Annotated in this window: 18 protein-coding genes; 13 read left to right on the forward strand and 5 right to left on the reverse strand. The window is 70.1% G+C overall.

Features of this window, described 5'->3' with window-relative positions:
* Positions 1-186: 186 nt before the first annotated feature.
* The 11 genes from GQ56_RS0121280 to GQ56_RS0121330 all read left to right on the forward strand — a co-directional run bounded on the left by GQ56_RS0121280 (position 187) and on the right by GQ56_RS0121330 (position 12,508).
* Positions 187-1,866, forward strand: a complete 1,680-nt coding sequence (locus GQ56_RS0121280) for a cyclic peptide export ABC transporter (RefSeq protein WP_075122982.1) — start codon at positions 187-189, stop codon at positions 1,864-1,866.
* A gap of 39 nt (positions 1,867-1,905) precedes the next feature.
* Positions 1,906-2,586, forward strand: a complete 681-nt coding sequence (locus GQ56_RS0121285; protein WP_031400552.1) for a 4'-phosphopantetheinyl transferase family protein — start codon at positions 1,906-1,908, stop codon at positions 2,584-2,586.
* Positions 2,587-2,871: 285 nt separating this feature from the next.
* On the forward strand, positions 2,872-3,477 hold the full coding sequence (locus tag GQ56_RS0121290) for a sigma-70 family RNA polymerase sigma factor (RefSeq protein WP_031400553.1): 606 nt from the start codon (positions 2,872-2,874) through the stop codon (positions 3,475-3,477).
* Positions 3,474-4,214, forward strand: coding sequence for an anti-sigma factor (locus GQ56_RS0121295; RefSeq protein ID WP_031400554.1), 741 nt, complete (start codon positions 3,474-3,476; stop codon positions 4,212-4,214). Before GQ56_RS0121290 ends, GQ56_RS0121295 begins: the two co-directional genes overlap by 4 nt.
* 155 nt (positions 4,215-4,369) lie before the next feature.
* Positions 4,370-5,203 (forward strand): DUF1295 domain-containing protein, encoded by an 834-nt coding sequence (locus tag GQ56_RS0121300; protein ID WP_031400555.1) that lies wholly within the window; start codon positions 4,370-4,372, stop codon positions 5,201-5,203.
* Positions 5,200-6,312, forward strand: a complete 1,113-nt coding sequence (locus tag GQ56_RS0121305; protein ID WP_031400556.1) for an SAM-dependent methyltransferase — start codon at positions 5,200-5,202, stop codon at positions 6,310-6,312. Before GQ56_RS0121300 ends, GQ56_RS0121305 begins: the two co-directional genes overlap by 4 nt.
* A 127-nt stretch (positions 6,313-6,439) precedes the next feature.
* Entirely contained in the window at positions 6,440-7,747 is a 1,308-nt protein-coding gene (locus tag GQ56_RS0121310; protein ID WP_031400557.1) for an NAD(P)/FAD-dependent oxidoreductase, read from the forward strand.
* Entirely contained in the window at positions 7,744-8,586 is an 843-nt protein-coding gene (locus GQ56_RS0121315) for a DUF1365 domain-containing protein (RefSeq protein ID WP_031400558.1), read from the forward strand. Before GQ56_RS0121310 ends, GQ56_RS0121315 begins: the two co-directional genes overlap by 4 nt.
* Complete coding sequence (locus tag GQ56_RS0121320) at positions 8,583-9,809, forward strand: SAM-dependent methyltransferase (RefSeq protein ID WP_031400559.1); 1,227 nt, start codon at positions 8,583-8,585, stop codon at positions 9,807-9,809. The genes GQ56_RS0121315 and GQ56_RS0121320 overlap by 4 nt, the downstream gene beginning before the upstream one ends.
* Before the next feature lie 295 nt (positions 9,810-10,104).
* Positions 10,105-10,842, forward strand: a complete 738-nt coding sequence (locus GQ56_RS0121325; RefSeq protein WP_031400560.1) for a sulfite exporter TauE/SafE family protein — start codon at positions 10,105-10,107, stop codon at positions 10,840-10,842.
* A gap of 286 nt (positions 10,843-11,128) precedes the next feature.
* Positions 11,129-12,508, forward strand: a complete 1,380-nt coding sequence (locus GQ56_RS0121330; protein WP_031400561.1) for an amino acid permease — start codon at positions 11,129-11,131, stop codon at positions 12,506-12,508.
* A gap of 48 nt (positions 12,509-12,556) precedes the next feature.
* On the opposite strand, the gene GQ56_RS0121335 is transcribed toward GQ56_RS0121330, so the two are convergent.
* The 5 genes from GQ56_RS0121335 to GQ56_RS0121360 all read right to left on the reverse strand — a co-directional run bounded on the left by GQ56_RS0121335 (position 12,557) and on the right by GQ56_RS0121360 (position 18,237).
* Entirely contained in the window at positions 12,557-13,135 is a 579-nt protein-coding gene (locus GQ56_RS0121335) for an NnrU family protein (RefSeq protein WP_031400562.1), read from the reverse strand.
* Positions 13,136-13,472: 337 nt separating this feature from the next.
* Positions 13,473-14,360 carry a TfoX/Sxy family protein gene (locus tag GQ56_RS46570; protein ID WP_235212726.1) on the reverse strand — a complete coding sequence of 296 codons (888 nt, stop codon included), beginning with the start codon at positions 14,358-14,360 and terminating at the stop codon, positions 13,473-13,475.
* Between the two features lie 95 nt (positions 14,361-14,455).
* Positions 14,456-15,565: a malate/lactate/ureidoglycolate dehydrogenase gene (locus GQ56_RS0121350; protein WP_031400563.1), complete on the reverse strand. Its 1,110-nt coding sequence runs from the start codon at positions 15,563-15,565 to the stop codon at positions 14,456-14,458.
* A 65-nt stretch (positions 15,566-15,630) separates the two neighbouring features.
* Positions 15,631-17,085: a M20 family metallopeptidase gene (locus GQ56_RS0121355; RefSeq protein ID WP_031400564.1), complete on the reverse strand. Its 1,455-nt coding sequence runs from the start codon at positions 17,083-17,085 to the stop codon at positions 15,631-15,633.
* A gap of 81 nt (positions 17,086-17,166) precedes the next feature.
* Entirely contained in the window at positions 17,167-18,237 is a 1,071-nt protein-coding gene (locus GQ56_RS0121360) for an NAD(P)H-dependent flavin oxidoreductase (RefSeq protein WP_031400565.1), read from the reverse strand.
* Positions 18,238-18,675: 438 nt separating this feature from the next.
* On the opposite strand from GQ56_RS0121360, the gene adiC reads away from it, so the two are divergent.
* Entirely contained in the window at positions 18,676-20,205 is a 1,530-nt protein-coding gene (gene adiC, locus GQ56_RS39455) for an arginine/agmatine antiporter (RefSeq protein ID WP_034199250.1), read from the forward strand.
* 3 nt (positions 20,206-20,208) lie between these two features.
* Positions 20,209-22,548: an Orn/Lys/Arg family decarboxylase gene (locus GQ56_RS0121370; protein ID WP_031400567.1), complete on the forward strand. Its 2,340-nt coding sequence runs from the start codon at positions 20,209-20,211 to the stop codon at positions 22,546-22,548.
* Positions 22,549-22,753: the final 205 nt, after the last annotated feature.

Below are 22,753 nucleotides of genomic sequence, written 5' to 3' on the forward strand. Positions count from 1 at the left end.
GGCAAGAGAACAAGCGATACCCTGATGACGATTGGCGCACGAAAATGTACAGCCCGCGCGCCGACTTTTTTTTTTGCGGCCTCGTTCGTCTTGTCAGTAGCGAGGCCCGATCCGCGGATCGTCCGCGCCACCGCCGACGCGGCCAGCCGGCCGGTTCGCAGGCCTTTTATCCAGACCGGGAGTTTCATGACATCCACCCCCTCTTCTCCGCCCCGCACGCTTTCGATGCTGATCGGCAAGGTGCGCGGACGGCTCGCGCTCGCAACCCTTGCCAGCACGCTGAGCGGGCTTGCCGGCGTCGCGCTCGTCGCGCTGCTGAACACGGCCATCAACGCGCCGGCCGATGCGCTGCCCGGCCTCGGCTGGCGCTTCCTCGGCCTGTGCGCGGCCGCGCTCGCGATGCGCCTGTTCGCCAGCTCGATTTTCGTGAACCTCACGCAGACGACGCTCGCGACGCTGCGCCACTACCTGTCGACGCACATCCGCAACGCACCGTACCGCAAGCTCGAAACCATCGGCGCGGCGCGGCTGCAGTCGCTCGCGAGCGACGACGCGGCGCTCGTCGCGACCCTGTTCGCCAGCCTGCCGATCATCGTGATGAACGGCGCGATCGTCGCCGGCAGCCTCGTCTATCTCGGGATGCTGTCGTTCCGGACGCTGATCTTCGTCGCGATCGCGATCGCGCTCGGCTCGCTCGCGTTCCACCTGGCGCACGGCCGCGCGATGGTGCACCTGCGCGCCGCCGGCAAGCTGCAGGACGCGTCGCTCGGCTATTTCAGCTCGCTGATCGCGGGCGCGAAGGAACTGAAGCTGAACCGCGCGCGCGGCGACGATTTCCTCGACGGCGTGCTGAGCCCCGCGCTCGACGCGGTGCGCACGACCCGCGTGCGCGGGATGCTGATCTACACGGGCGCGAGCAACTTCGGCCTGTTCCTGCTTTACGTGATCATCGGCGTGACGACCTTCTTCTTCACGCGCTATGCGGGCCTCGACGCCCGCACGAGCTCGGGCTTCGTCGTCGTGTTCCTGTACCTGATGGTGCCGCTCGACAGCCTGCTCAACAACCTGCCGCAGGTCCAGCTCGCGCGCGTCGCGCTCGAGCGGATCGAGCAGACCGTCGGCCAGCTTCACAACGACGAGGCGCCCGCCTCGCGCACCGCACCCGCGCCGTTCTCGCACATCGACGTGCGCGGCCTCCGGCACAGCTACTACCACGAGCGCGCCGACGAGATCTTCCAGCTCGGCCCGATCGACCTGTCGTTCCGGCCCGGCGAGCTCGTGTTCCTGGTCGGCGGCAACGGCAGCGGCAAGACCACGCTCGCCAAGCTGCTGACGGGCCTCTACGTCGCCGAGCACGGCGAGATCCGGATCGACGGTCAACTCGTCGACGGCACCAGCCGCGATACCTACCGCCAGCAGTTCAGCACGATCTTCTCGGATTTCCACCTGTTCGACTCGCTGCTCGGCGTGTCGCGCGACGGCCTCGACCAGCTCGCCAACGCGCTGCTGGAGAAGCTCCATCTCGATCACAAGGTGCAGGTGCGCGACGGCGCATTCTCGACGCGCGACCTGTCGCAAGGGCAGCGCAAGCGGCTCGCGCTCGTCGTCGCGTATCTGGAAGACCGCCCGTTCTACGTATTCGACGAATGGGCCGCCGACCAGGATCCGGTGTTCAAGGACGTGTTCTACAACATGCTGCTGCCCGAACTGCGCACGCGCGGCAAGACGGTGATCGCGATCAGCCACGACGATCGCTACTTCCCGCTCGCCGACCGGCTGATCAAGCTCGAGGACGGGCAGATCGTGATGGATCGCGCCACCTCGCACGCGGCGGAGGAATCCGCCCGCAACGCCGTCGGCGCCTGACGCGGACGCCTCCACCCACCCCGTGCACCCTGACCGTCGATGCCAGCACCGACCATCTCGCTCGTCCGCTCCTTCGCGATCTCGTCATGCCCGCCGGATCTGCCCCGGCCGGGCGATCTGCTGCTCTGGCGGCTGCGCGCCGACTGGCAGCTGATGACGCGCGAGCAGGGGCACGCGCGCCTGTCGTCGATCGAGCTCAGGCGCGCCCGTACGCACCCGAATCGCCTGTCCGGCCGCCGCTACGCCATCGAGCGCTCGGCGTTGCGGACGATCCTGGGGATCATGACGGACCGCGCGCCGCAGACGCTCCCGCTCGTCGACCTCGCCGCGGGCCGGGTCGGGTTTGCCGAATGCGACGCGTTCAACACCACGAGCGCCGCGATCGCGCAGGCCGGCATCTGGATCGTCATCGCGATCACGCACGGGCCGGTCGGGCTCGGCATCCTGCAGCACGGCGCGCCGGGCGACCCGGCCAGCCGGATGCAGGTGCGCCGCGAAAGCGTCGAACACGCGTGCGGCCACGCGCGGCAAGCGGCGATCGACATTCAGCCGGTGCCGCACCAGTCGCTGTTCCGGGCCGAAACGCCGGATGGCGGCAACTGGAACCTGCTCGACGTGCCGATGACGGGCTCCATGTACGCGGCGACCGTCGCCGCGCCGCGCATCGAACGGGTGCACGCGATCGGCTGGCACGGCGAAAGCGACGCCTGGTCGGCCTGACCTGGCACGCGGCCCGTCGCTTCGGGCCGCCGGCCCGGCGGTGCGCGCGCGGCCAGGGTTCGGACGCCCGCGTCGGCCCGACGGACCGCACTCCGGAATCCGGACCGGACACCCGCCCGCATCCCGGCGCCCGCGCCGCCCGTATCTGAACGCATCGACATCATCCGGGCCGCCATCATGCACAGCGGACAACGCGTCAATCGCCGATCGCCCGGCCGGGCGCATCCGGGAGTGCTATATTCGATCCGACATTCACGCCATGGCGATCGCCGCCATTCTCTCCGCATGAACGACACGCCGGATCGTGCCACGCGCTTCGACCAGTCGGCGTCATCGCGCGATGCCGACGCCGAGCGGCGCGCTTACCTGAACCAGGTCATGCTGCGGGTCGCACGAGGCGACCAGGCGGCTTTCGCGGAGCTGTACCGGCTCACCTCGTCGCGCGTGTTCGGCGTCATCGTCCGCATGCTCCACGACCAGGGCGAGGCCGAGGATCTGCTCCAGGAGGTCTACACCACCGTCTGGCGCCGTGTCGAGGCATTCGACCCGGAGCGCGGCGGCGCGATGACCTGGCTGATCACGCTGGCGCGCAACCGGACGATCGACCGGCTGCGGCAGCATCGCGAGGTGCCGCTCGACGACGAGCAGTTGCCCGATCTTCCCGATGAAGGCCCGACCCCTGCCGCGCTGGCGGAAGCCGGCGAGGAGCGGCGGCGTCTCGAACGCTGCCTGGAGCAGCTCGAAGCGCCCCAGCGCCGCGCCGTGCGCGAAGCGTTCTTCAGCGGCGCGACCTACGGCGAGCTGGCCGAGCGACTGCGCGTGCCGCTCGGCACCATGAAAAGCTGGATCCGGCGCAGCCTGATGCAGCTGAAGGTATGTCTCGAGCAATGAATACGCCGGCCGATCACGATTCCGAACTCCGCTGCGCGGAATACGCGCTCGGCGTGCTCGATGCCGGCGAGCGCCGCGCGCTGGAGCAGGCCGTCGCCCATGACCCGGCGTTGCAGGCCACGCTCGATCGCTGGCAGCGACACTTCGCGCCCTTCGGCGAGGACGTCGCCCCCGTCGAGCCGCCCGGCCGCGTGTGGACCCGCATTCAGCGCGATCTCGGCTTCTTCCTCACGCCGCCGGCGCCCGACCCGGCGCCGAAACCGGCCAGCGGCTGGTGGAACAGCCTCGATCTGTGGCGCTGGGTCGGCATGGGCGCGAGCGCCGTCGCGCTCGGGCTGCTCGCGGTCAACCTGGTCCGGGTTCGCGAGGCGCCCGAGCAAGCCGCCGCGGTCGGGCACAACTACCTGGTGGCGACGATTGCCCGGCCGGACGGCGTCGCGCACTGGACCGCCACGGTCGACCTGCGGCACGCCCGGATGGTCGTGGTCCCGGCCGACAAGCCGGCGATCGCCGCGAACCGCTCGACCGAGCTCTGGCTGATTCCGCCGAACGCGAAACCGATTCCGCTCGGCGTCTTCCCGCCCGACGCGCCCGCGTCGATGACGCTGCCGCCCGCGGTCGTCGCGCAACTCGACGCGCGCGCGGTGCTCGCCGTGTCGATCGAGCCGAGCGGCGGCTCGCCGACCGGCCAGCCGACCGGCCCGGTACTCGCCACCGGCGCGATGCACGCCGCGTAACGCGCGCCTTCGCGCTCGCACCCGCCGCCCGCCGCAAGCGCGGCGGCGCGGGGCGCGGCCTTTCACGCGGCCGCATCACATCGCATCGCGCGGCCGGCCGCATCCATCCGGCCTCCGGCTCCGTATATGACGAACAGCCCGTCCACGGAGTCCGCATGCCTGCCGCCGTCGTCGCCCTCCTCGCCTGCGCCGGACTGATACTCGCGTTCACGACCGTGTGGATCGTCCAGTTGCGCACCCGGAATGCCGGGATGATCGACCCGGTCTGGGCCGCGACGCTTGGCGGCGTGGCCGTGTTCGTCGCCGGGCTCGGCACCGGCGCCGGATCGAACCGCATGCTCGTCGCGCTGGGCGGCGGCATCTGGGGCCTGCGGCTGGCGCGGCACCTGTGGCGCCGCAATGCCGGGCAGCCGGAAGATCCGCGTTACCGGCAGTTCCGCGCGCAATGGGGCGCGGCCGCCCCGCGCAACCTGTTCTGGCTGTTCCAGTTGCAGGCGCTGATCTCGATGCTGCTGTCGCTCGCGTTCTTCGTCCCGGCATACAGCCGCGACGCGCCGTCCCGGTTCGCGCTGGCCGCCGCGGTTGCGATCTGGTTCGCCGCCGTGGCCGGCGAGGCGGCCGCCGACCGCCAGCTCAAGCGCTTCCTGGCCGACCCGGGCCGGCGCGGCCAGGTCTGCCGGGCGGGCTGGTGGCGCTATTCGCGGCATCCCAATTATTTCTTCGAATGCCTGCACTGGGTCGCGTACGCGGCCCTGGCGATCGGCATGCGATGGGGCTGGCTGACGCTGCTGCCGCCGTTCCTGATGGCGTGGCTGCTGCTCAGGGTATCCGGCCTGCCGCTGCTCGAAGCGCGTCTCATGCAAACGCGGCCGGGCTACCGCGAATACATCCGGACGACCAGCGCCCTCGTGCCGTGGCCGCCCAGGCGGGCCGCGCACCTGCCCGTCACCCGACCCGACCGACCCGAAGACAGGAGCACGCGATCATGACCGCTACCGCCTCGCAACCGTCGCCCGCCCGGCCGCCCGCACCCACACCCGCGCCCGGCGACGCCTGGCTGATCCGCTGCTGCGAGCGCGGCTGGCTGCCGGACCCGCTGATCCGCGCCGGGATGCGCGCGCTGATGCGGCAGCGCCTGCGCGACGAACACGCCGACGACGGCGAGCGGCGCGCGATCGCCCGCGACACGCTGCTGCGCGAACTGCGGGCGAGCCCGATCGCGATCGACACGCAGGCGGCCAACACGCAGCACTACGAGGTGCCCGGCGCCTTCTTCGAAGCCCATCTCGGCCCCCGGCTGAAATACTCGTGCGGCTATTACCCGTCCGGCGACGAAACGCTTGCGCACGCGGAGGACGCGATGCTCGCGCTGTACGCGCAGCGCGCGGAACTCGCGGACGGCCAGCGCATCCTCGATCTCGGCTGCGGCTGGGGCGCCCTGTCGCTGTGGCTCGCGCAGCGCTATCCGCACGCGGAGATCGTCGGCCTGTCGAATTCGCACGGTCAACGCCATTTCATCGAGCAATGCGCGGCGCGGCGCGGGCTGACCAACCTGCGGATCGTCACCGGCAACGTGGTCGATTTCGATTTCGCGCCCGGCGACGCGGGTTTCGACCGCGTACTGTCGATCGAGATGTTCGAGCACATGAAGAACTACGGGCAACTGCTCGCGAAAATCGCGCGCTGGATGCGCGACGACGGCAAGCTGTTCGTGCACCTGTTCGCGCACAAGCGCCTCGCCTATCACTTCGCGGCGCGCGACGGCAGCGACTGGATGTCCCGCCATTTCTTCACCGGCGGCACGATGCCGTCGGCCGACCTGCTGCCGCAGTTCCAGGACGACGTGCGCATCGCCGGCCAATGGTGGATCGACGGTACCCACTACGCGCGCACGGCCAACCAGTGGCTCGCGTCGCTCGACGCCGCGCGCGGCCGGATCATGCCGATTTTCGAAACCGTCTACGGCGCCGACGCGCGCATCTGGTTTCAGCGCTGGCGGATGTTCTACATGGCGGTCGCCGAACTGTTCGGCTATGCCGGCGGGCAGGAATGGGGCGTCGCCCATTACCTGTTCGACAAGCGGCCGCTACGCGCGTGAAGGCCGTCATGCGCCGCCGCGCCGTCCCGCTCGCGGCGCGTGCCGCGCATCCGCCGCCCGCCCTGCTTCGTATCTCGGGAAAGAGCGATCCCGCGACCGCCCTGCCGCCTGACGGAGACCTTGCGCGATGCATCCGGAACCCCTAGCCCCCATGCCCGGCCAGCGAGTCGCCGTCGTCGGCGCCGGCATCGCGGGCCTCGCCAGCGCCTACCTGCTGGCCCGCCGTCACCGCGTGACGCTGTTCGAGGCCGCCGCCCGTCTCGGCGGCCATGCGCACACCGTCGACGTCGAACTCGACGGCACGAGCCATCCCGTCGACACCGGCTTCCTCGTCTTCAACGACCGGACCTATCCGAACCTGATCGCGCTGCTCGACGAGCTCGGCGTCGCCGCCCACCTGAGCGACATGTCGTTCTCGGTGTCGGTCGACGGCGGCCGGCTCGAATGGGCCGGCAGCAACCTCAACACGGTGTTCGCGCAGCGCCGCAACCTGTGGTCGCCGTCGTTCCTCGGCATGCTGCGCGACATCCTGCGTTTCAACGCCGCCGCGCAGCAGCACCTCGAAGCCGCGAGCCGCCAGCGCCTGTCGGTCGGCGAGCTGCTTGCCGCCGGCGGCTACGGCGCGCCGTTCCAGCATCACTACCTGCTGCCGATGGCGGCCGCGATCTGGTCGAGCGCGGCCGGCGACGTCCTGCGCTTTCCGGCGGCGACGTTCCTGCGCTTCTGCCTGAACCATGCACTGCTGCAGGTCGGCCATCGCCCGCCGTGGCGCACGATCGAGGGCGGGTCGCGACTGTATGTGGAGCGCATCGCCGCGACGCTCGACGACGTGCGCACGAACGCGCCGGTACGCACGATCCGGCGCGACGAAGGCGGCGTCACGGTGACGACCGACGCGGCAGGCCATGAACGCTTCGACGCCGTCGTGCTCGCCTGCCACGCGCCGACGAGCCTGCAGCTCCTCGCGGACGCCGGCGACGCCGAACGCGACGTGCTGGGCGCCGTGCGCTACCAGCGCAACGTCGCGGTGCTGCATACCGATCCGGCGTTGCTGCCGCGCCGCCGGCGCGTGTGGTCCGCGTGGAACTACCTGAGCCGCCGGCCCGCGCTGTCGACCGACCGCGAAGCGCCCGTATGCGTCAGCTACCTGCTCAACCGGTTGCAGCCGCTGCCGTTCCGCACGCCGGTCGTGGTCACGCTGAATCCGGTCGACGCACCCGCGCCCGGCACGCAGCTCGGGCGCTACGACTACGCACACCCGCTGCTCGACCTCGCCGCCATCGACGCCCAGCACCGCCTGCCCGCACTGCAGGGGCAGCGCCGCACGTGGTTCGCGGGCGCGTGGACCGGCTACGGTTTTCACGAGGACGGCCTGAAATCCGCGTTGCGCGTGGCCGGCGACTTCGGCGTCAGGCCGGCCTGGGCCACGCCATGAATGCGCCTTTCGCCCGCGACGGCAGCGCCGCGCGCCTTCTCGTCGGGCGCGTGATGCACGAACGCCTGCGGCCCGTGCGCCATGCGTTCACGTATCCGCTCTTCCAGGTCTGCTGCGACGTCGAGCGGCTCCGCGAGATCGACGGCAACGGGCTCGGGATCGACCGCTGGCGGCCGCTCGCGCTCGCGGTGCGCGACTACGGCCCGCGCGACGGCCAGCCGCTCGCGCCGTGGATGCGCGCCCGCCTGGCCGACGCCGGCATTCCGGCCGACGGCCCGATCTGGCTGCAGACGATCCCGCGCATCTTCGGCCACGCGTTCAATCCGGTGAGCTTCTGGTACTGCTACGACCGCGCGGGCCGGCTGCGCGCGCTGTATGCGGACGTGCGCAACACGTTCGGCGCGCGCCACGGCTACCTGCTGAGCGCGCCGCGCCATGCGCCGATCGGCGGCGACACCGTCCTCGTGTGCCGCAAGACGTTCCACGTCTCGCCGTTTTGCGACGTCGTCGGCGATTACGCGTTTCGCGTGCGGCAGCGCGGCGATCGTCTGACCGTCGCCATCGACTACCGCGATCGCGACGGCCTGCTGCTGCGCACGGCGCTCGACATGCGCGCCGAACCGCTGACCGCCGCGCGCGCGTGGCGCGCGCTCGCGCGGCAACCGCTCAACGCGCTCGGCGTCGTCGTGCGCATCCATTGGCAGGCGCTGCGGCTCTGGCTCAAGCGCGTGCCGTTTCACGGCCGGACGCCGCCGACCCTGCCGCCCCGCGCCGATGCGGGTTTGCCCCCCGCGCCGCCACGCCGTCCGGCGATCTCCGATCACGAGGCCCACCCATGACCCTGCTGCGCGGCTGCTCCTGCGCATCGCAACCGCCGATGCCGCTCTCGTCCCGGCTGTTCGTCGCGCTGCTGCGGCGGCTCCGGGACGGCCACCTGACGCTGGTCACGCCCGAGGGCCGGCAAACCGTGTTCGGCGACCCGCGCAGCCAGCCGGCCGCGACGCTGCAGATCCTCGACTGGCGAGCGTGCCGCGCGATCCTGCGCGCCGGCGACATCGGCTTCGCCGAAGCGTATCGCGCACGCTGGGTCGACACGCCCGACCTCGTCGCGCTGCTGCGCCTCGCGATCCGCAACGAGCCGGCGATCGCGCAGACCGTGACGGGCGGCCGCCTCGCCCGCCTCTGGTACGCGCTGCGCCACCGGATGCGCACGAATACGCGCACCGGCAGCCGCCGCAACATCCACGCGCACTACGACCTCGGCAACCGCTTCTACGGGCTGTGGCTCGACGATACCTGGACGTATTCGAGCGCCTGCTTCGACGGCGACGCGCAGCGCCCGCTCGCCGACGCGCAGGCCGCGAAATATCGGCGCATCGTCGATTCGCTCGGCCTGCGCGCCGGCATGCGCGTGCTCGAGATCGGCTGCGGCTGGGGCGGCTTCGCGATCCATGCGGCGCGCCTGGGCATCCGCGTGCATGCGCTGACGATCTCGCACGCACAGTACGCGGCGGCGGTCGAGCGCATCGCGCGCGAGGGACTGTCGGGCCTCGCGACCGTCGAGCTGCGCGACTACCGCGACATCGACGGGCAATACGATGCGATCGTGTCGATCGAAATGTTCGAGGCCGTGGGCGAAGCGTTCTGGCCGGTGTATTTCGACCTGCTCGGACGGCGCCTGAAGGCGGGTGCGCGGGCGCTGATCCAGTCGATCACGATCGACGACGCGCGGTTCGAGGCCTACCGTGCGTCGAGCGACTTCATCCGCGAGTTCATCTTTCCGGGCGGCATGCTGCCGAGCCCGGAGCGCTTCGTCGACGCCGCGCGCCGCGCCGGCCTCGCGGCCGAACCCGTGTTCGCGTTCGGGCTCGACTACGCGCGCACCCTGCACGCGTGGCGGGCCGCGTTCGAGGCCAGCGTCGACGCCGTGCGCGCGCAAGGGTTCGACGATACGTTCATTCGCACCTGGCGCCTGTACCTCACCTATTGCGAAGCCGCGTTCGCCGAGCGGCGCACGGACGTGATGCACTTCGTCGTGTCGTCGGAAGGGCGGCCCGCATGAAACGAAGGCCGGCGATCCTCGCCGCCGCGGCGGCGGCGTTCGGCGCGGTGCGCGTCGCGAGCCCGGCCGCGTAGCGGCGGCTCGGGTGCGGCCAGGCCGGGCCGCCGTCGTCAGCCCCCAGCCGTCCGTCCGTGCCGCTGCCCGGATGGCGTGCGTAGCGCAGCCCGGCGAAGCACGCACGAGCCGGCGTCGCACCGCCGGCTTCGGGCCCGCGCGATCTGCATTATCATCGGGCATCCCCCGCGCCTGCCCGCCTCCGGCGAACCGGCCCCGCCACCTTTCCCGTCTCGCACCGATGCTCGCTCTCGTCATCCTCGCCGGCCTCTGGGCCGGCCTGCAGAACGCCCTTGCCGGCGGCGGCTCGTTCGTCACGCTGCCCGCGCTGATCGTGTCGGGCCTGTCGCCGCTGTCGGCGAACATCACGTCGACGGTCGCGCTGTTTCCCGCGCAGGTCGCGACGGGCTGGACGAGCCGCAACATGGTGCGCGGCGTGGGCAAGCTGTCGTTTCGCGCGATGTTCGCGATCAGCGTCGTCGGCGGCGCGCTCGGCGGGCTGCTGCTGCTGAAGACCCCTTCGTCGATCTTCTCGCGCCTCGTGCCGTGGCTCGTGCTGTTCGCGACGATCGTGTTCGCGTGGGGCAGCTTCTTGCGCAAGCCGCGCGAGGGCGCGACGCATCTCGGCGCCGTCCCCGCCGCGCTCTCGCAGTTCATGATCGCGATCTACGGCGGCTATTTCGGCGGCGGCCTCGGCTTCCTGATGATGGCGGTGCTGACGATGGCCGGCCTGACGCCGCGTCACGCGATGTCGACCAAGAACGCGCTCGCCGGCGTGATGAACGCGTCGGCCGTCGTGCTGTTCCTGACATCGCCGCAACTGCGCTGGGGTTCCGCGCTCGCGCTCGGCGGCGGCGCGATCGTCGGCGGGCTGTTCGGCTCGTGGGCGCTGCATCGCGTCAACGAACGCATCCTGCGGATCGGGATCGTCTGCATCGGCGCGGTGCTGACCGTCGGGTTGTTCGTCAAGCCCATCTGACGCACGCACGCGCCTGCCGCCGCGGCGGCAATTGATGAGCAAACCGCAAGACGTCTTTCGCATATGTCGTTTGCCGTCGCGGCGGCATCCGCCCACAATCCGGGTTGCCGTCGGCGCCCTCTCGCGGGCGCCGATCGGCACCTCGCGGCCGCCATTGCGTCTGTCCGCCGGCGGCCCGGCACATCGCGTCACACACGCTCCCCCGACATCGGCGCCCGTGCGGCGGCGGCTCGCTGCCGCCACGCGGCCCGATGCGTTCCCGGCCAACAATAACTAGAGGTAGGAGATGCAGGACAACTCGTTGAGGCAAAGCCTCAAGCAACGGCACATCACGATGATCGCGCTTGGCGGCGTGATCGGCGCGGGCCTGTTCGTCGGCTCCGGCGCCATCATCGCGACCGCCGGCCCCGCGGCCATCCTGTCGTACCTGATCGGCGGCGTGATCGTCACGCTGGTCATGTTCATGCTCGGCGAAATGGCGTCGCGCAACCCCGACAGCGGATCGTTCTCCACCTACGCCAGCAACTATCTCGGCGAATGGGCCGGCTTCGCGGTCGGCTGGCTGTACTGGTTCAAGTCGATGATGACGATCACCGTCGAGGCGATCCTGCTCGGCGCGATCCTCCACGATTTCCTGCCGTGGCTGCCCGTCTGGGGCGGCGCGCTGTTCATGCTCGTCACGCTGATCGCGAGCAACGCCTACTCGGTGCGCTCGTTCGGCGAGGCCGAATACTGGCTGTCGTTCGCGAAGGTCGCGACGATCATCGTGTTCATGGCGCTCGGCGCATCGATCCTGCTCGGCTTCCAGCCGCGCATTCCCGCGCCCGGGCTCGTGAACCTGACGGAGCACGGCGGCTTCATGCCGAACGGCATTTCGCCCGTGCTCGCCGGCGTGATGGTCGTGATCTTCTCGCTCGGCGGCAGCGAAATCGCGGCCGTCGCGGCGGGCGAATCCGAGAACCCGGGCAAGAACGTGATCCGCGCGATCAAGAGCGTGATCGTGCGCGTGATGGTGTTCTACGTCGGCTCGGTGTCGATCCTGATCCTGTGCATGCCGTGGACCGACAAGGCCAACCTGAAATCGCCGTACGTGTCGCTGTTCGGCATGGCGGGCTTCGCGGGCGCGGCCGTCGCGATGAAGCTCGTGCTGTTCGTGTCGTTCATGTCGGTGATGAACTCGTTCCTGTTCTCGAACTCGCGCATGCTGTTCTCGCTGAGCCAGCGCGGCCACGCGCCCAGGATGTTCGGCCGCACCAACGCGAAGGGCGTGCCGATGAACGCGCTCGTGCTGTGCCTGGCGATCTGCGTATCGATCCTCGGCATTCACTTCCTGAGCGGCGGCGACCTGTTCCTGATGCTCGCGAAGAGCAGCGGCGCGTTCGTGATGATCGTGTGGATCTTCATCATCCTCGCGCACTTCGCGATGCGCCGGCAGACCCGGCACGAGCAGCACGACCCGTCGGCGTTCCGCGCGTGGTTCTATCCGGTGTCGAACTGGGTCGCGCTGCTGGCGCTGGTCGCCGTGCTCGGTTCGCAGGCGTTCAACCCGGATTCGCGCTTCCAGTTCTGGTTCACCGTCACGACGGCGCTCGCGATCGTCGCGTCGTATTTCCTGCGCCGCAAACCGGCGCAACTGGCGGAGACGGCCGGCGCGAAGCTGCGCTGACCCGTTGCCCCGAACCGGCGGGCGGTGCGCCGGCGTGCCGCCCGCCGCTCAGCCGAACGGCCGCACGCCGATCAGCCAGCCGTGCAGGAACCGCGCGAAGACCGCCCACGCGACGAGCCCGGCCACGATCGCCACCGCGTCGCCCGACAGCCTGCCGGCCGGATAACGGACGCCTTCGCGCCGGTCGCGCGCGCGCCACACGACGAAATCGACGAGCGACCACACGAAGAATGCGCCGAACAGCACGACCGCGTGCAGCGTGGCGTTGGCGAGCAGGTGCGCGATCGCCCAGACCATCACGCCGGCCACCATCGGATGGCCGACCAGCATCCTGATGCGGTTGCCGGGCACGTAGGACGCGGCGATCAGCACGAATGCGATCGCGGTCAGCATGCCGGTGAGGTGGCGCACGCCGACGGGCGACACCCACAGCAGCGTCGCGCCCTCGCGCGCGACGCCGTACCCCCAGACGATCAGCACGAAGCCGGCGATCGACGCGACCGAATACGCACCCTTCCAGCCTTTCTCGCCGATCCGCCCGATCGTCGCCGACCGCCAGCCGTCCGCGACGATCCGGATCGAGTGCACACCGAGGAAGATCGCTAAACCGAGAATCAGGACGAACATCGGCTGTCTCCGTCTGGAATGATGAGTGGGGGATGCCCCCCGCGCGGCGTGCGATGCGCCGTTCGCGGGGCCGGCGGCGGGGCCGGCGCGGGTCGGCCACGCACGGGCGCAACCCGCGCCGATCATAATCGCCGGGGCCGCCGTTGTGAAGCAGGCGGGCGTACGGGGCGGCCCGGGCTTGACGCTTTTCGGGTATCGGGGGGTGCGCGGGTGTGACGGGTGGGCCGGTGCGAGGCATCGTGAGGCATGCGAAGCGCGCCGGACGCCGTCGGACGGAGGCGAACGGCGTCAAAGGAAAGCTGAACGCGCGAGGCTGTCGCTTCGCACGGAATCCCGATTAAGTCTGCTTGCGCTTCGCCGGCGGGCTGGATGCAGGTTTCGAAGGCGGCTGCGGCGCGGCCTTCGCGGCGCTTTTTGTCGCCGGCTTCGGCACCGCCTTTGCGGCTTGCTTCGCAACCGGCTTTGCGCTCGACGCCATTTTCGCCGATGGCTTAGGCGCAGCCTTCGCAGCCCGCTTCGTCATCGGTTTTGCTTCCGGCGCCCGCGCAGGTTTCGATGGTGGCTTCGACACGGCCTTCGCGGCTTGCTTCGTTGCCGATTTCACGTCCGGCGCCCCTTCGGGTTCCGACAGCGGCTTCGCCACCGCCTTTGTCGCCCGTTTCGTCACCGGTTTCACTTCCGGCGCCAGTGCCAGTTTCGACAGTGGCTTCGGCACGACCTTAGCGGCTCGCTTCGTCGCCGGTTTCACGTCCGGCACTCGCGCAGATTCCGACAGCGGCTTCGGCGCAGCCTTCGCAGCCCGCTTCGTCGCCGGTTTCGCATCCAGCGCCCGTGCAGGTTCCGACAGCGGCTTCGCCACCGCCTTCGTCGCCAGTTTTGCTTCCGGCACCAGCGCAGGTTTCGACGGTGGCTTCGACACGGCCTTCGCAGCCCGCTTCGTCACCGGCTTCACGTCCGGCGCCGTTTTCCGCGCCTTGCGCTTCGGCGGCCCGGCCAGCAGCGCCGCACGATACGCGCTGCGGCACCAGTCGAACAGCGCGCCCGCATCCTCGAGCACGTCAGCCGGCGTTTCGTAATACCCCTCCAGCGCGACGGTGCGCGTGGGCCGCACATACGAGAACGACCCCATGCCCGCCGCGACGAACGCCGGGCGGTTCACGTCGTCGACGCGCAGATACAGCGACCCGCGCGACATGAAGCCGAACATCACGCCGTCGAGCCGCATCGCCGCGCCGCTGAAGAACCGCACGACCTCGACCGTGCCGAGCGGCGCCAGCCGCCACGCGATCTCCTCGCCGTTCGCCTTCTCCGACTGCCAGCTCACGGGCGCTCCGTGCAGCGCTGCGTCCACGCATCGAGCGCGGCCTCGTCGAAGCCGACGGCCGCCGCGCTCTCGCGAATCTGCCGCCACGTCGCGCGGTCGACCGGTATGCCGCCGGCGCCGCGCGCGGCGCGGCTGGCCTCCTCCGGCTCGCCGGGCACCTGCACGGGCGCATCGCCCGCCTGCGGCGACGCCTTCGCCCACGCGACGAACGCGTCGGCTTCGCGCCCGGCGTCGGCCGCGTCGAACGCGTTCGGATCGATCAGCACCGACAGCATCCCGTTGACGATCGCGCTCGTCTTCTGCAGCGTATCCGCATGCGTCGTATGCCCGCCGACGAGCGCGCCGCCGAAGATCTCGCACATCGCCGCCAGCGCATACCCCTTGTGCAGCCCGAACGGCAACAGCGCGCCGAACGGCTGCACATGCATCACGGCCGGATCGTCGGTCGGCTGGCCGCGATGGTCGATCAGCGAGCCGGCCGGCACGCGCCTGCCCTGGTTGTACGCGACGCGCGTCTTGCCGTACGCGATCGCGCTCGTCGCGAAATCGAGCAGCAGCGGCGGCTTGCCCGCGCGCGGATACGCGGCGCAGAACGGGTTCGTGCCGAAGCGCGGGTCAGTGCCGTGCAGCGGCGCGACCAGCAGGTCGCCCGGCACGTTGACGAAATGGAACGACACGAGCCCCGCGTGCGCGCACTGCTCGGCCCAGTGCCCGATCCGGCCGAGATGATGAACGTCGCGCAGCCCGATCGCGCAGATGCCCATGCGCCGCGCGCGCTCGATCCCCTCGACCATCGCCTCGAACGCGATCACCTGGCCGAAGCCGCACCCGCCGTCGATCGTCAGCACCGCGCCGCCGTCGCGGACGATCGACGCGTGTCCGTTCAGTCGCAACTGCCCTTCCCGCCACGACGCGACGTAATTCGGGATCATCCCGATCCCGTGCGAATCGTGACCCGCGAGATTGGCGCCGACCAGGTGATCGGCAACGAGCCGCGCCTCGCGCCCGCTGCTGCCGGCCCGTTCCCAGAGGGCCGCGACGAACGCATGCAGCGGTTCGGCGCGCATGCGCAGCGGTTCGGTATCGGGTGTCGGCAGTGCGGTCATCGGCTGGGCTCCGTCAGGTCAGGTCGGGTCGGGGCGAATCGAAGCGGGTCGGGCGGCGGCCTCGCTCAGCGCGCGGTCGCGATCACGTCCGCAACCGCGGCCGTCAGCTTCTTCGCGTACGGCACGTGCAGGAACTCGTTCGGGCCGTGCGCGTTCGACTTCGGCCCGAGCACCCCGCACACCATGAACTGCGCGGACGGGAAGCCTTCCTGCAGCACGTTCATCAGCGGGATCGTGCCGCCGAGGCCCATGTACGCGCAGTCGGCGCCGAAGTGGCGACGCGATGCGGCGTCGAGCGACGACGCGAGCCACGGCGCGAGATCCGGCGCGCTCCAGCCCGTCGCGGCGCCCGCGTCCGGCTTGAACGTGACCTTCGCGTTGTACGGCGGATCGAGTTCGAGCAGTGCCTTCAGCTGCTGCACGGCCTGCGCGGCGTCGACGAGCGGCGGCAGGCGCAGCGACAGCTTGAACGCGGTGCGCGGACGCAGCACGTTGCCCGCATCGGCGAGCGCCGGCATGCCGGCCGCGCCGGTAACCGACAGCGACGGACGCCACGTCGAATTCAGCAGCGCCTCGCGCGGATCGGTCGTGGTGGGCAGCACCGGCTTGCCGTCCGCGCCGCAGGCCCACGGCAGCCCCTTCCACACGGCGTCGCCGAGGATCGAGGCGGCCGCGTCGGCTTCGCGCACACGGCTGTCGGGAATCTCGCAGTGGAACACGCCCGGCAGCAGGTTGCCGTTCTTCGCATCTTCGAGACGCTCGAACAACTGGCGCATCACGCGGAAGCTCGACGGCGCGATGCCGCCGAACACGCCAGAGTGAACGCCTTCTTCCAGCACCTCGACCTGCAGGTCGCCGGACACGAGCCCGCGCAGCGACGTGGTGAGCCACATCTGGTCGTAGTTGCCGGCGCCCGAGTCGAGGCACACGACCAGCGACACCTGGCCGAGCCGGTCGCGTAGCGCGTCGACGTACGGCAGCAGGTCGTAGCTGCCCGATTCCTCGCAGGTCTCGATCAGGCCGACGCAGCGCGGCCGCTCGACGCCCTGCTCGTCGAGCGCGCCGAGCGCCGCGAGGCTCGCGTAGATCGCATAGCCGTCGTCCGCGCCGCCGCGGCCGTACAGCTTGCCGTTCTCGAACTTCGGCGTCCACGGGCCGAGATCCGCGCGCCAGCCGTCGAATTCGGGCTGCTTGTCGAGGTGGCCGTACAGCAGGATCGTGTCGGTGCTGCCCGAACGCGTGGCGGGCGATTCGAAGAAGATCACCGGCGTGCGGCCGGGCAGGCGCACGATTTCGAGCTTCAGGCCCTTGACGGGCTGGCGCTCGGCCCACTGCGCGGCATCGGTGACCACGCGCTCGAGATAGCCGCGCTTCTCCCACTCGGGGTCGAACGCGGGGCTCTTCGCGGGGATCGCGATGTAGTCGGTCAGTGCATGGAGGATTTCATCGTTCCACTTGCGCTCGATGAAGGTAACGAGCTTGTCATGGTCGAGGACGGGGGTGGTGTCGACGGAAGTCATGGTGGGGGCGCCTGGATCGGGCTGACGAAAACCCAGATGATACGCCGATGCTCCCGCACCGGCGCCCCCTTCCCCGGCCGTTCAGCGCGCCTGCGGGAACGCGTCGCGCAGCCCTGCCGCACAGGCCAGCGCGTCGCGCCACAGGCGTTGCGTCAGCTCGCCCGCATCCTCTTCGCGCGCGAGCGCCGCGGCCTCGCCCGACCACAGCAGCGAGAAATCGTCGCGCCCCTGTCGCTCGAATGCACCGCGCAGCGGATCGACCGCGGCCGTCGCGAGCGGGAACGCCGGCGCGAGCGCGCTCATCGGCCCCTGCTCGCGCATGAAGCGCGTCAGCAGCCCGCGCGCGGGGCGGCCCGTGTACAGGTTGGTCAGGCGCGTGCCGTCGTCGCGCGCGGCGTGCACCGCCGCACGATGCAGCGCCGAGCGGCCGGCCTGCGGCGTCAGCAGGTAGCCCGTGCCGATCTGCACCGCGCGCGCGCCGAGCGCGAACGCGGCGGCGATGCCGCGCCCGTCGGCGATCGCGCCGGCCGCGATCACCGGCGCGCGCACCGCGTCGACGATCTGCGGCAGCAACGCGAACAGGCCCGGTTGTGCGTGAATGTCGTCGGTCAGGAACATCCCGCGATGGCCGCCGGCCTCCGCGCCCTGCGCAATGATCGCGTCGACGCCGCGCGCGTCGAGCCAGCGCGCCTCCTCGACCGTCGTCGCGGACGACACGACCTGCGCGCCCGTGCGGCGCACGCGCTCGAGCAGCGCGTCTTCCGGCAGCCCGAAATGGAAGCTCACGACAGCGGGCCGCAACTCCTCGACCACCGCGCACATCGCATCGTCGAACGGCGCGCGGCCGGGGCCGCCCTTCACGCCGGCCGGATCGATCCCGGCCTCCGCGTAATAGCCGGCGAGCGCCGCGCGCCAGCGCGCGTCGACCTCGGCATCGGGCGCCGGCGGCGTATGGCAGAAGAAGTTCACGTTGAACGGCGCGGGCGTACGCGCCCGGATCGCCGCGATCTCGTCGCGCAGCTGCTGCGGGCCGAGCGCCGCGCATGCAAGCGAGCCGAGCCCGCCGGCTTCGCACACCGCGATCGCGAGCGGGCTCAGCGAACCGACCATCGGGGCCTGGATCAGCGGCAAACGGGAGGGCAGCATCGTCATCTGAATCGTCCTTTGGGAAGCAGCGGTGGTTGCACGATCGCACGCGCCGGCGGCGCGCAATTAATGCGCCCGATAATAACCGACAAACCCGAACCCGGAACGACTTCTCATCCGGATCGAAAACCGGATTAACCAATTCGATAATAAGCGGATTATCCGGCGAAAACCCGACAGGGCGACTTCACTGCCGCACCGGCGTCGGCATACCCCTGCCAGCCTTGCCGCGCCGGCCATTCAGCCTGCATTCAAACGCCAATCCTCCGGTTTCAATGACATTCATCAATATTCAAGTTATTAAATACCCGCGTTTACCCTTATTCGAAATCGTCGAAGCGATAACATGAACGCGCTGAATAAAACGACGAGCCGTACCGGCATCGTCGAGCGGCGCCCGGCCGCGCCACCTCGATCGCAACACGTCTTCTCAAGGAGCGTCGCATGTCCGATGCCAGCCCATCCTCCTCCCGCCCGGCCGCCGCGCCGGCAGCGGTTTCCGCGCCGAAAATCGGCGTCATCCCCGCCACGCTGATGGTCGCGGGCAACATGATGGGCTCAGGCGTCTTCATGCTGCCCGCGAACCTCGCCGCCACCGGCGGCATCGCGATCTTCGGCTGGCTGATCACCGTCGTCGGCGCTGTGTCGCTCGCGCTCGTGTTCGCGAAGCTCGCCGCGATCGACCCGGCCGCCGGCGGCCCGTACGCGTATGCGCGCAAGTCGTTCGGCCCGTACATGGGCTACCAGACCAACCTGATCTACTGGCTGGCGAACGTGCTCGGCAACGTCGGGCTCGCGGTCGCCGGCCTCGGCTACCTGACGCACTTCTTCCCGGTGCTGAAGGATCCGCTCGTGTTCGCGCTCGCGCAGATCTTCGTGATCTGGCTGTTCACGTACGCGAACATCCTCGGGCCGAACGTCGTGGGCCGCGTGCAGTCGGTCACGACGATCTTCGCGCTGGTGCCGATCCTCGGGATGGCCGTGTTCGGCTGGTTCTGGTTCAGCAAGGACGTGTATTTCGCCGGCTGGAACGTGTCGGGCACCAACAGCTTCAGCGCGATCGGCGCGACGCTGAACTTCACGCTGTGGGCGTTCATCGGCGTCGAGAGTGCGTCGGTATCGGCCGGCGTCGTCGAGAACCCGTCGCGCAACGTGCCGATCGCGACCGTCGGCGGGGTCGTGCTCGCGGCCGTCTGCTACGTGCTCAGCTCGACCGTGATCATGGGGATGATCCCGAACAAGGCGCTGCTCGCTTCGAGCGCGCCGTTCGCGGATGCCGCGCGCCTCGCGCTCGGCGATACGGCCGCGAACGCGGTCGCGCTGTGCGCGGCGCTCGGCTGCCTCGGCTCGCTCGCGGGCTGGACCCTGCTGGTCGGCCAGACCGCGAAGGCGGCCGCCGACGACGGCCTGTTCGCCGGCGTGTTCGCGCGCGTCAACTCGAAGAACGTGCCGTCGGCCGGCCTCGCGATCGTCGCGCTGATCATGTCGGTGCAGGTGCTCGCGACGATGTCGCCGAGCGCGAGCGAGCAGTTCGGCAAGATCGCGTCGATCGCCGTGATCATGACGCTGCTGCCGTACATCTACTCGTGCATCGCGATCAAGGTGCTCGGCTACGGCAAGATGCCGTCGCACCAGTTCACGTTCTACACGATCGTCGGACTGATCGGCGCCGTCTACGCGCTGTGGGCGATGGTCGGCTCCGACGGCCAGCAGACCCGCTGGTCGCTGATCTTCGTGGTCGCGACCATCGTCTTCTACGAGCTGTCGATCAACCGCCAGCGCGAGATCGAGGAAACCCACATCCATCCGGGCGGCCGCTCGCCGCGCTGGGTGCGCTACCTCGCGCTCGCCGTCACCATCGCCGCGCTTGCCGCGACCTTCTGGATCTCCGTGGGCCGCCATCAGGCCGACGGCCTTCACGCACGCTCGCCGGCCAGCGCGGGCGTCCAAGCAACCCAGCAAACGGGGGAATGACACATGACCGCTTCCTTGACCCAACCGGCGTTCCGCCGCCTCGGCATGAAGGCGCTGCTCGTGCAGCACGACATCGATGAACGCACCGCCACCGGGCGCGCCGCGACGGCGCTCGCCGAGGAGCTGCGCACGCGGCTCGTCGACGTCGTGATCGCGACGTCGGCCGACGACGCATGCGCGGTCGTCGCCGCCGATCCGGCGATCCAGTGCCTGCTGCTCAACTGGGAACTCGACAACGACGCCAGCCACGCGCCCGCGCAGGCCGTGCTCGACGCGATGCGCGCGCGCAACGCGACGGTGCCCGTGTTCCTGCTCGCGAGCCGTGCGAGCGCGTCGGCGATCCCCGTCGACGCGATGCGCAAGGCCGACGACTTCATCTGGATGCTGGAGGACACCACCGCGTTCATCGGCGGCCGGATCGTCGCCGCGATCGAGCGCTACCGCGAAACCGTGCTGCCGCCGATGTTCCGCGCGCTCGCGCAGTTCTCGCGCGTGTACGAATACTCGTGGCATACGCCCGGCCACACCGGCGGCACCGCGTTCCTGAAATCGCCGGTCGGCCGCGCGTACTTCGAATTCTTCGGCGAGGCGCTGTTCCGCTCCGACCTGTCGATCTCGGTCGGCGAGCTCGGCTCGCTGCTCGACCACTCGGGCCCGATCGGCGAGAGCGAACGCTACGCGGCGCGCGTGTTCGGCGCGCATCGCACGTATCACGTGACGAACGGCTCGTCGATGTCGAACCGCGTGATCCTGATGGCGAGCGTCACGCGCAACCAGGTCGCGCTGTGCGACCGCAACTGCCACAAGTCGGCCGAGCACGCGATGACGATGTCCGGCGCGATTCCGACCTACCTGGTTCCGTCGCGCAACCATTACGGGATCATCGGGCCGATCATGCCCGAACGGCTGACGGCCGCCGCCGTGCGCCTCGCGATCGACGCGAACCCGCTCGTGCGCGGCCGCGACGGCATCGACCCGACACCGGTGCACGCGCTGATCACCAATTCGACCTACGACGGCCTCTGCTACAACGTCGCGCGCGTCGAGGCGCTGCTCGGGCAGAGCGTCGACCGGCTGCATTTCGACGAGGCGTGGTACGGCTATGCGCGCTTCAACCCGATCTACCGCGACCGTCACGCGATGCACGGCGACCCGGCGCAGCACGACGCGAGCAAGCCGACCGTGTTCGCGACGCAGTCCACGCACAAGCTGCTCGCCGCACTGTCGCAGGCGTCGTTCATCCACGTCCGCGACGGCCGCAACCCGATCGAGCACGCGCGCTTCAACGAGGCGTACATGATGCATGCGTCGACGTCGCCGAACTACGCGATCATCGCGTCCAACGACGTGAGCGCCGCGATGATGGACGGCCCCGGCGGCGAGGCGCTGACGACCGACGCGATCCGCGAGGCCGTCGCGTTCCGCCAGATGCTCGCGCGCCTGCATACCGAATGCGCGGAGAACAACGACTGGTTCTTCAACGGCTGGCAGCCGGACAGCGTCGTCGACCGCAAGACGGGCCGCCGCGTGCGCTTCCATGAGGCCGACGAGACGCTGCTCGCCACCGATCCGTCGTGCTGGGTGCTGCATCCGGGCGACACGTGGCACGGCTTCGGCGATATCGAGGACGACTATTGCATGCTCGACCCGATCAAGGTGTCGATCGTCACGCCGGGCGTGGCGCACCACGGCGGGCTGATGCCGGTCGGCATCCCGGCGTCGGTCGTCACCGCGTATCTCGACCGGCACGGGATCGTCGTCGAGAAGACGACCGACTTCACGATCCTGTTCCTGTTCTCGCTCGGCGTGACGAAGGGCAAGTGGGGCACGCTCGTCAACACGCTGCTCGACTTCAAGCGCGACTACGACGCGAACGCGCCGCTCGAACAGGCGCTGCCCGAACTCGTCGCGCGCTATCCGGAGCGCTACGGCAAGCTCGGCCTGCGCGACCTGTGCGACCTGATGTTCAGCGCGATGAGCGACCTGAGGACGACCGAGATGATGTCGCGCGGCTTCTCGACGCTGCCGAAGCCCGATTACAGCCCGGCCGAGGCGTTCGAGCATCTCGTGCACAACGACATCGAGATGCTGGAGCTCGCGGAAATGGAAGGCCGCACGGTCGCGACGGGCGTCGTGCCGTATCCGCCGGGCATTCCGCTGCTGATGCCCGGCGAGAACGCGGGGCCGGCCGACGGCCCGCTGCTCGGCTACCTGAAGGCGCTCGAGCAATACGACCTGCGTTTCCCCGGCTTCACGCACGACACGCACGGCGTCGAGGTCGAGGACGGCGTGTACCGCATCGCGTGCATCCGGCAACCCGCGCACGACACCCGCACGCGCTGAGCGTGCACTAGCCGCGGCGCGGCCGGTCGGTCGGCCGGTTGCCGCGGCGGCCGGCCGCCGTGCGCGGCAAGCCGCGTCACGCCCGCCACGCTGGGCATGCCCGCGCGCTCGCCGCATCACGGCGCGATCGCGACGCCGGCACCGCGACTTTCGGCAATGTCGGGCCTGCGTTCCACGCACGACGACACGCCGCGCCGCAACCGCG

Source organism: Burkholderia paludis, from assembly GCF_000732615.1.
GTDB classification, from domain to species: Bacteria; Pseudomonadota; Gammaproteobacteria; order Burkholderiales; family Burkholderiaceae; genus Burkholderia; species Burkholderia paludis.

Bases quoted from the DNA above. Each gene is read 5' to 3' on its own strand.
- GQ56_RS0121320 (WP_031400559.1), top strand. From the start codon at position 8,583: ATGACCCTGCTGCGCGGCTGCTCCTGCGCATCGCAACCGCCGATGCCG.
- adiC (WP_034199250.1), top strand. From the start codon at position 18,676: ATGTCCGATGCCAGCCCATCCTCCTCCCGCCCGGCCGCCGCGCCGGCA.
- GQ56_RS0121360 (WP_031400565.1), bottom strand. From the start codon at position 18,237: ATGACGATGCTGCCCTCCCGTTTGCCGCTGATCCAGGCCCCGATGGTC.
- GQ56_RS0121350 (WP_031400563.1), bottom strand. From the start codon at position 15,565: ATGACCGCACTGCCGACACCCGATACCGAACCGCTGCGCATGCGCGCC.
- GQ56_RS0121355 (WP_031400564.1), bottom strand. From the start codon at position 17,085: ATGACTTCCGTCGACACCACCCCCGTCCTCGACCATGACAAGCTCGTT.
- GQ56_RS0121330 (WP_031400561.1), top strand. From the start codon at position 11,129: ATGCAGGACAACTCGTTGAGGCAAAGCCTCAAGCAACGGCACATCACG.
- GQ56_RS0121280 (WP_075122982.1), top strand. From the start codon at position 187: ATGACATCCACCCCCTCTTCTCCGCCCCGCACGCTTTCGATGCTGATC.
- GQ56_RS0121285 (WP_031400552.1), top strand. From the start codon at position 1,906: ATGCCAGCACCGACCATCTCGCTCGTCCGCTCCTTCGCGATCTCGTCA.
- GQ56_RS0121295 (WP_031400554.1), top strand. From the start codon at position 3,474: ATGAATACGCCGGCCGATCACGATTCCGAACTCCGCTGCGCGGAATAC.
- GQ56_RS0121325 (WP_031400560.1), top strand. From the start codon at position 10,105: ATGCTCGCTCTCGTCATCCTCGCCGGCCTCTGGGCCGGCCTGCAGAAC.
- GQ56_RS0121370 (WP_031400567.1), top strand. From the start codon at position 20,209: ATGACCGCTTCCTTGACCCAACCGGCGTTCCGCCGCCTCGGCATGAAG.
- GQ56_RS0121290 (WP_031400553.1), top strand. From the start codon at position 2,872: ATGAACGACACGCCGGATCGTGCCACGCGCTTCGACCAGTCGGCGTCA.
- GQ56_RS0121315 (WP_031400558.1), top strand. From the start codon at position 7,744: ATGAATGCGCCTTTCGCCCGCGACGGCAGCGCCGCGCGCCTTCTCGTC.
- GQ56_RS0121310 (WP_031400557.1), top strand. From the start codon at position 6,440: ATGCATCCGGAACCCCTAGCCCCCATGCCCGGCCAGCGAGTCGCCGTC.
- GQ56_RS46570 (WP_235212726.1), bottom strand. From the start codon at position 14,360: ATGCGGCTCGACGGCGTGATGTTCGGCTTCATGTCGCGCGGGTCGCTG.
- GQ56_RS0121305 (WP_031400556.1), top strand. From the start codon at position 5,200: ATGACCGCTACCGCCTCGCAACCGTCGCCCGCCCGGCCGCCCGCACCC.
- GQ56_RS0121300 (WP_031400555.1), top strand. From the start codon at position 4,370: ATGCCTGCCGCCGTCGTCGCCCTCCTCGCCTGCGCCGGACTGATACTC.
- GQ56_RS0121335 (WP_031400562.1), bottom strand. From the start codon at position 13,135: ATGTTCGTCCTGATTCTCGGTTTAGCGATCTTCCTCGGTGTGCACTCG.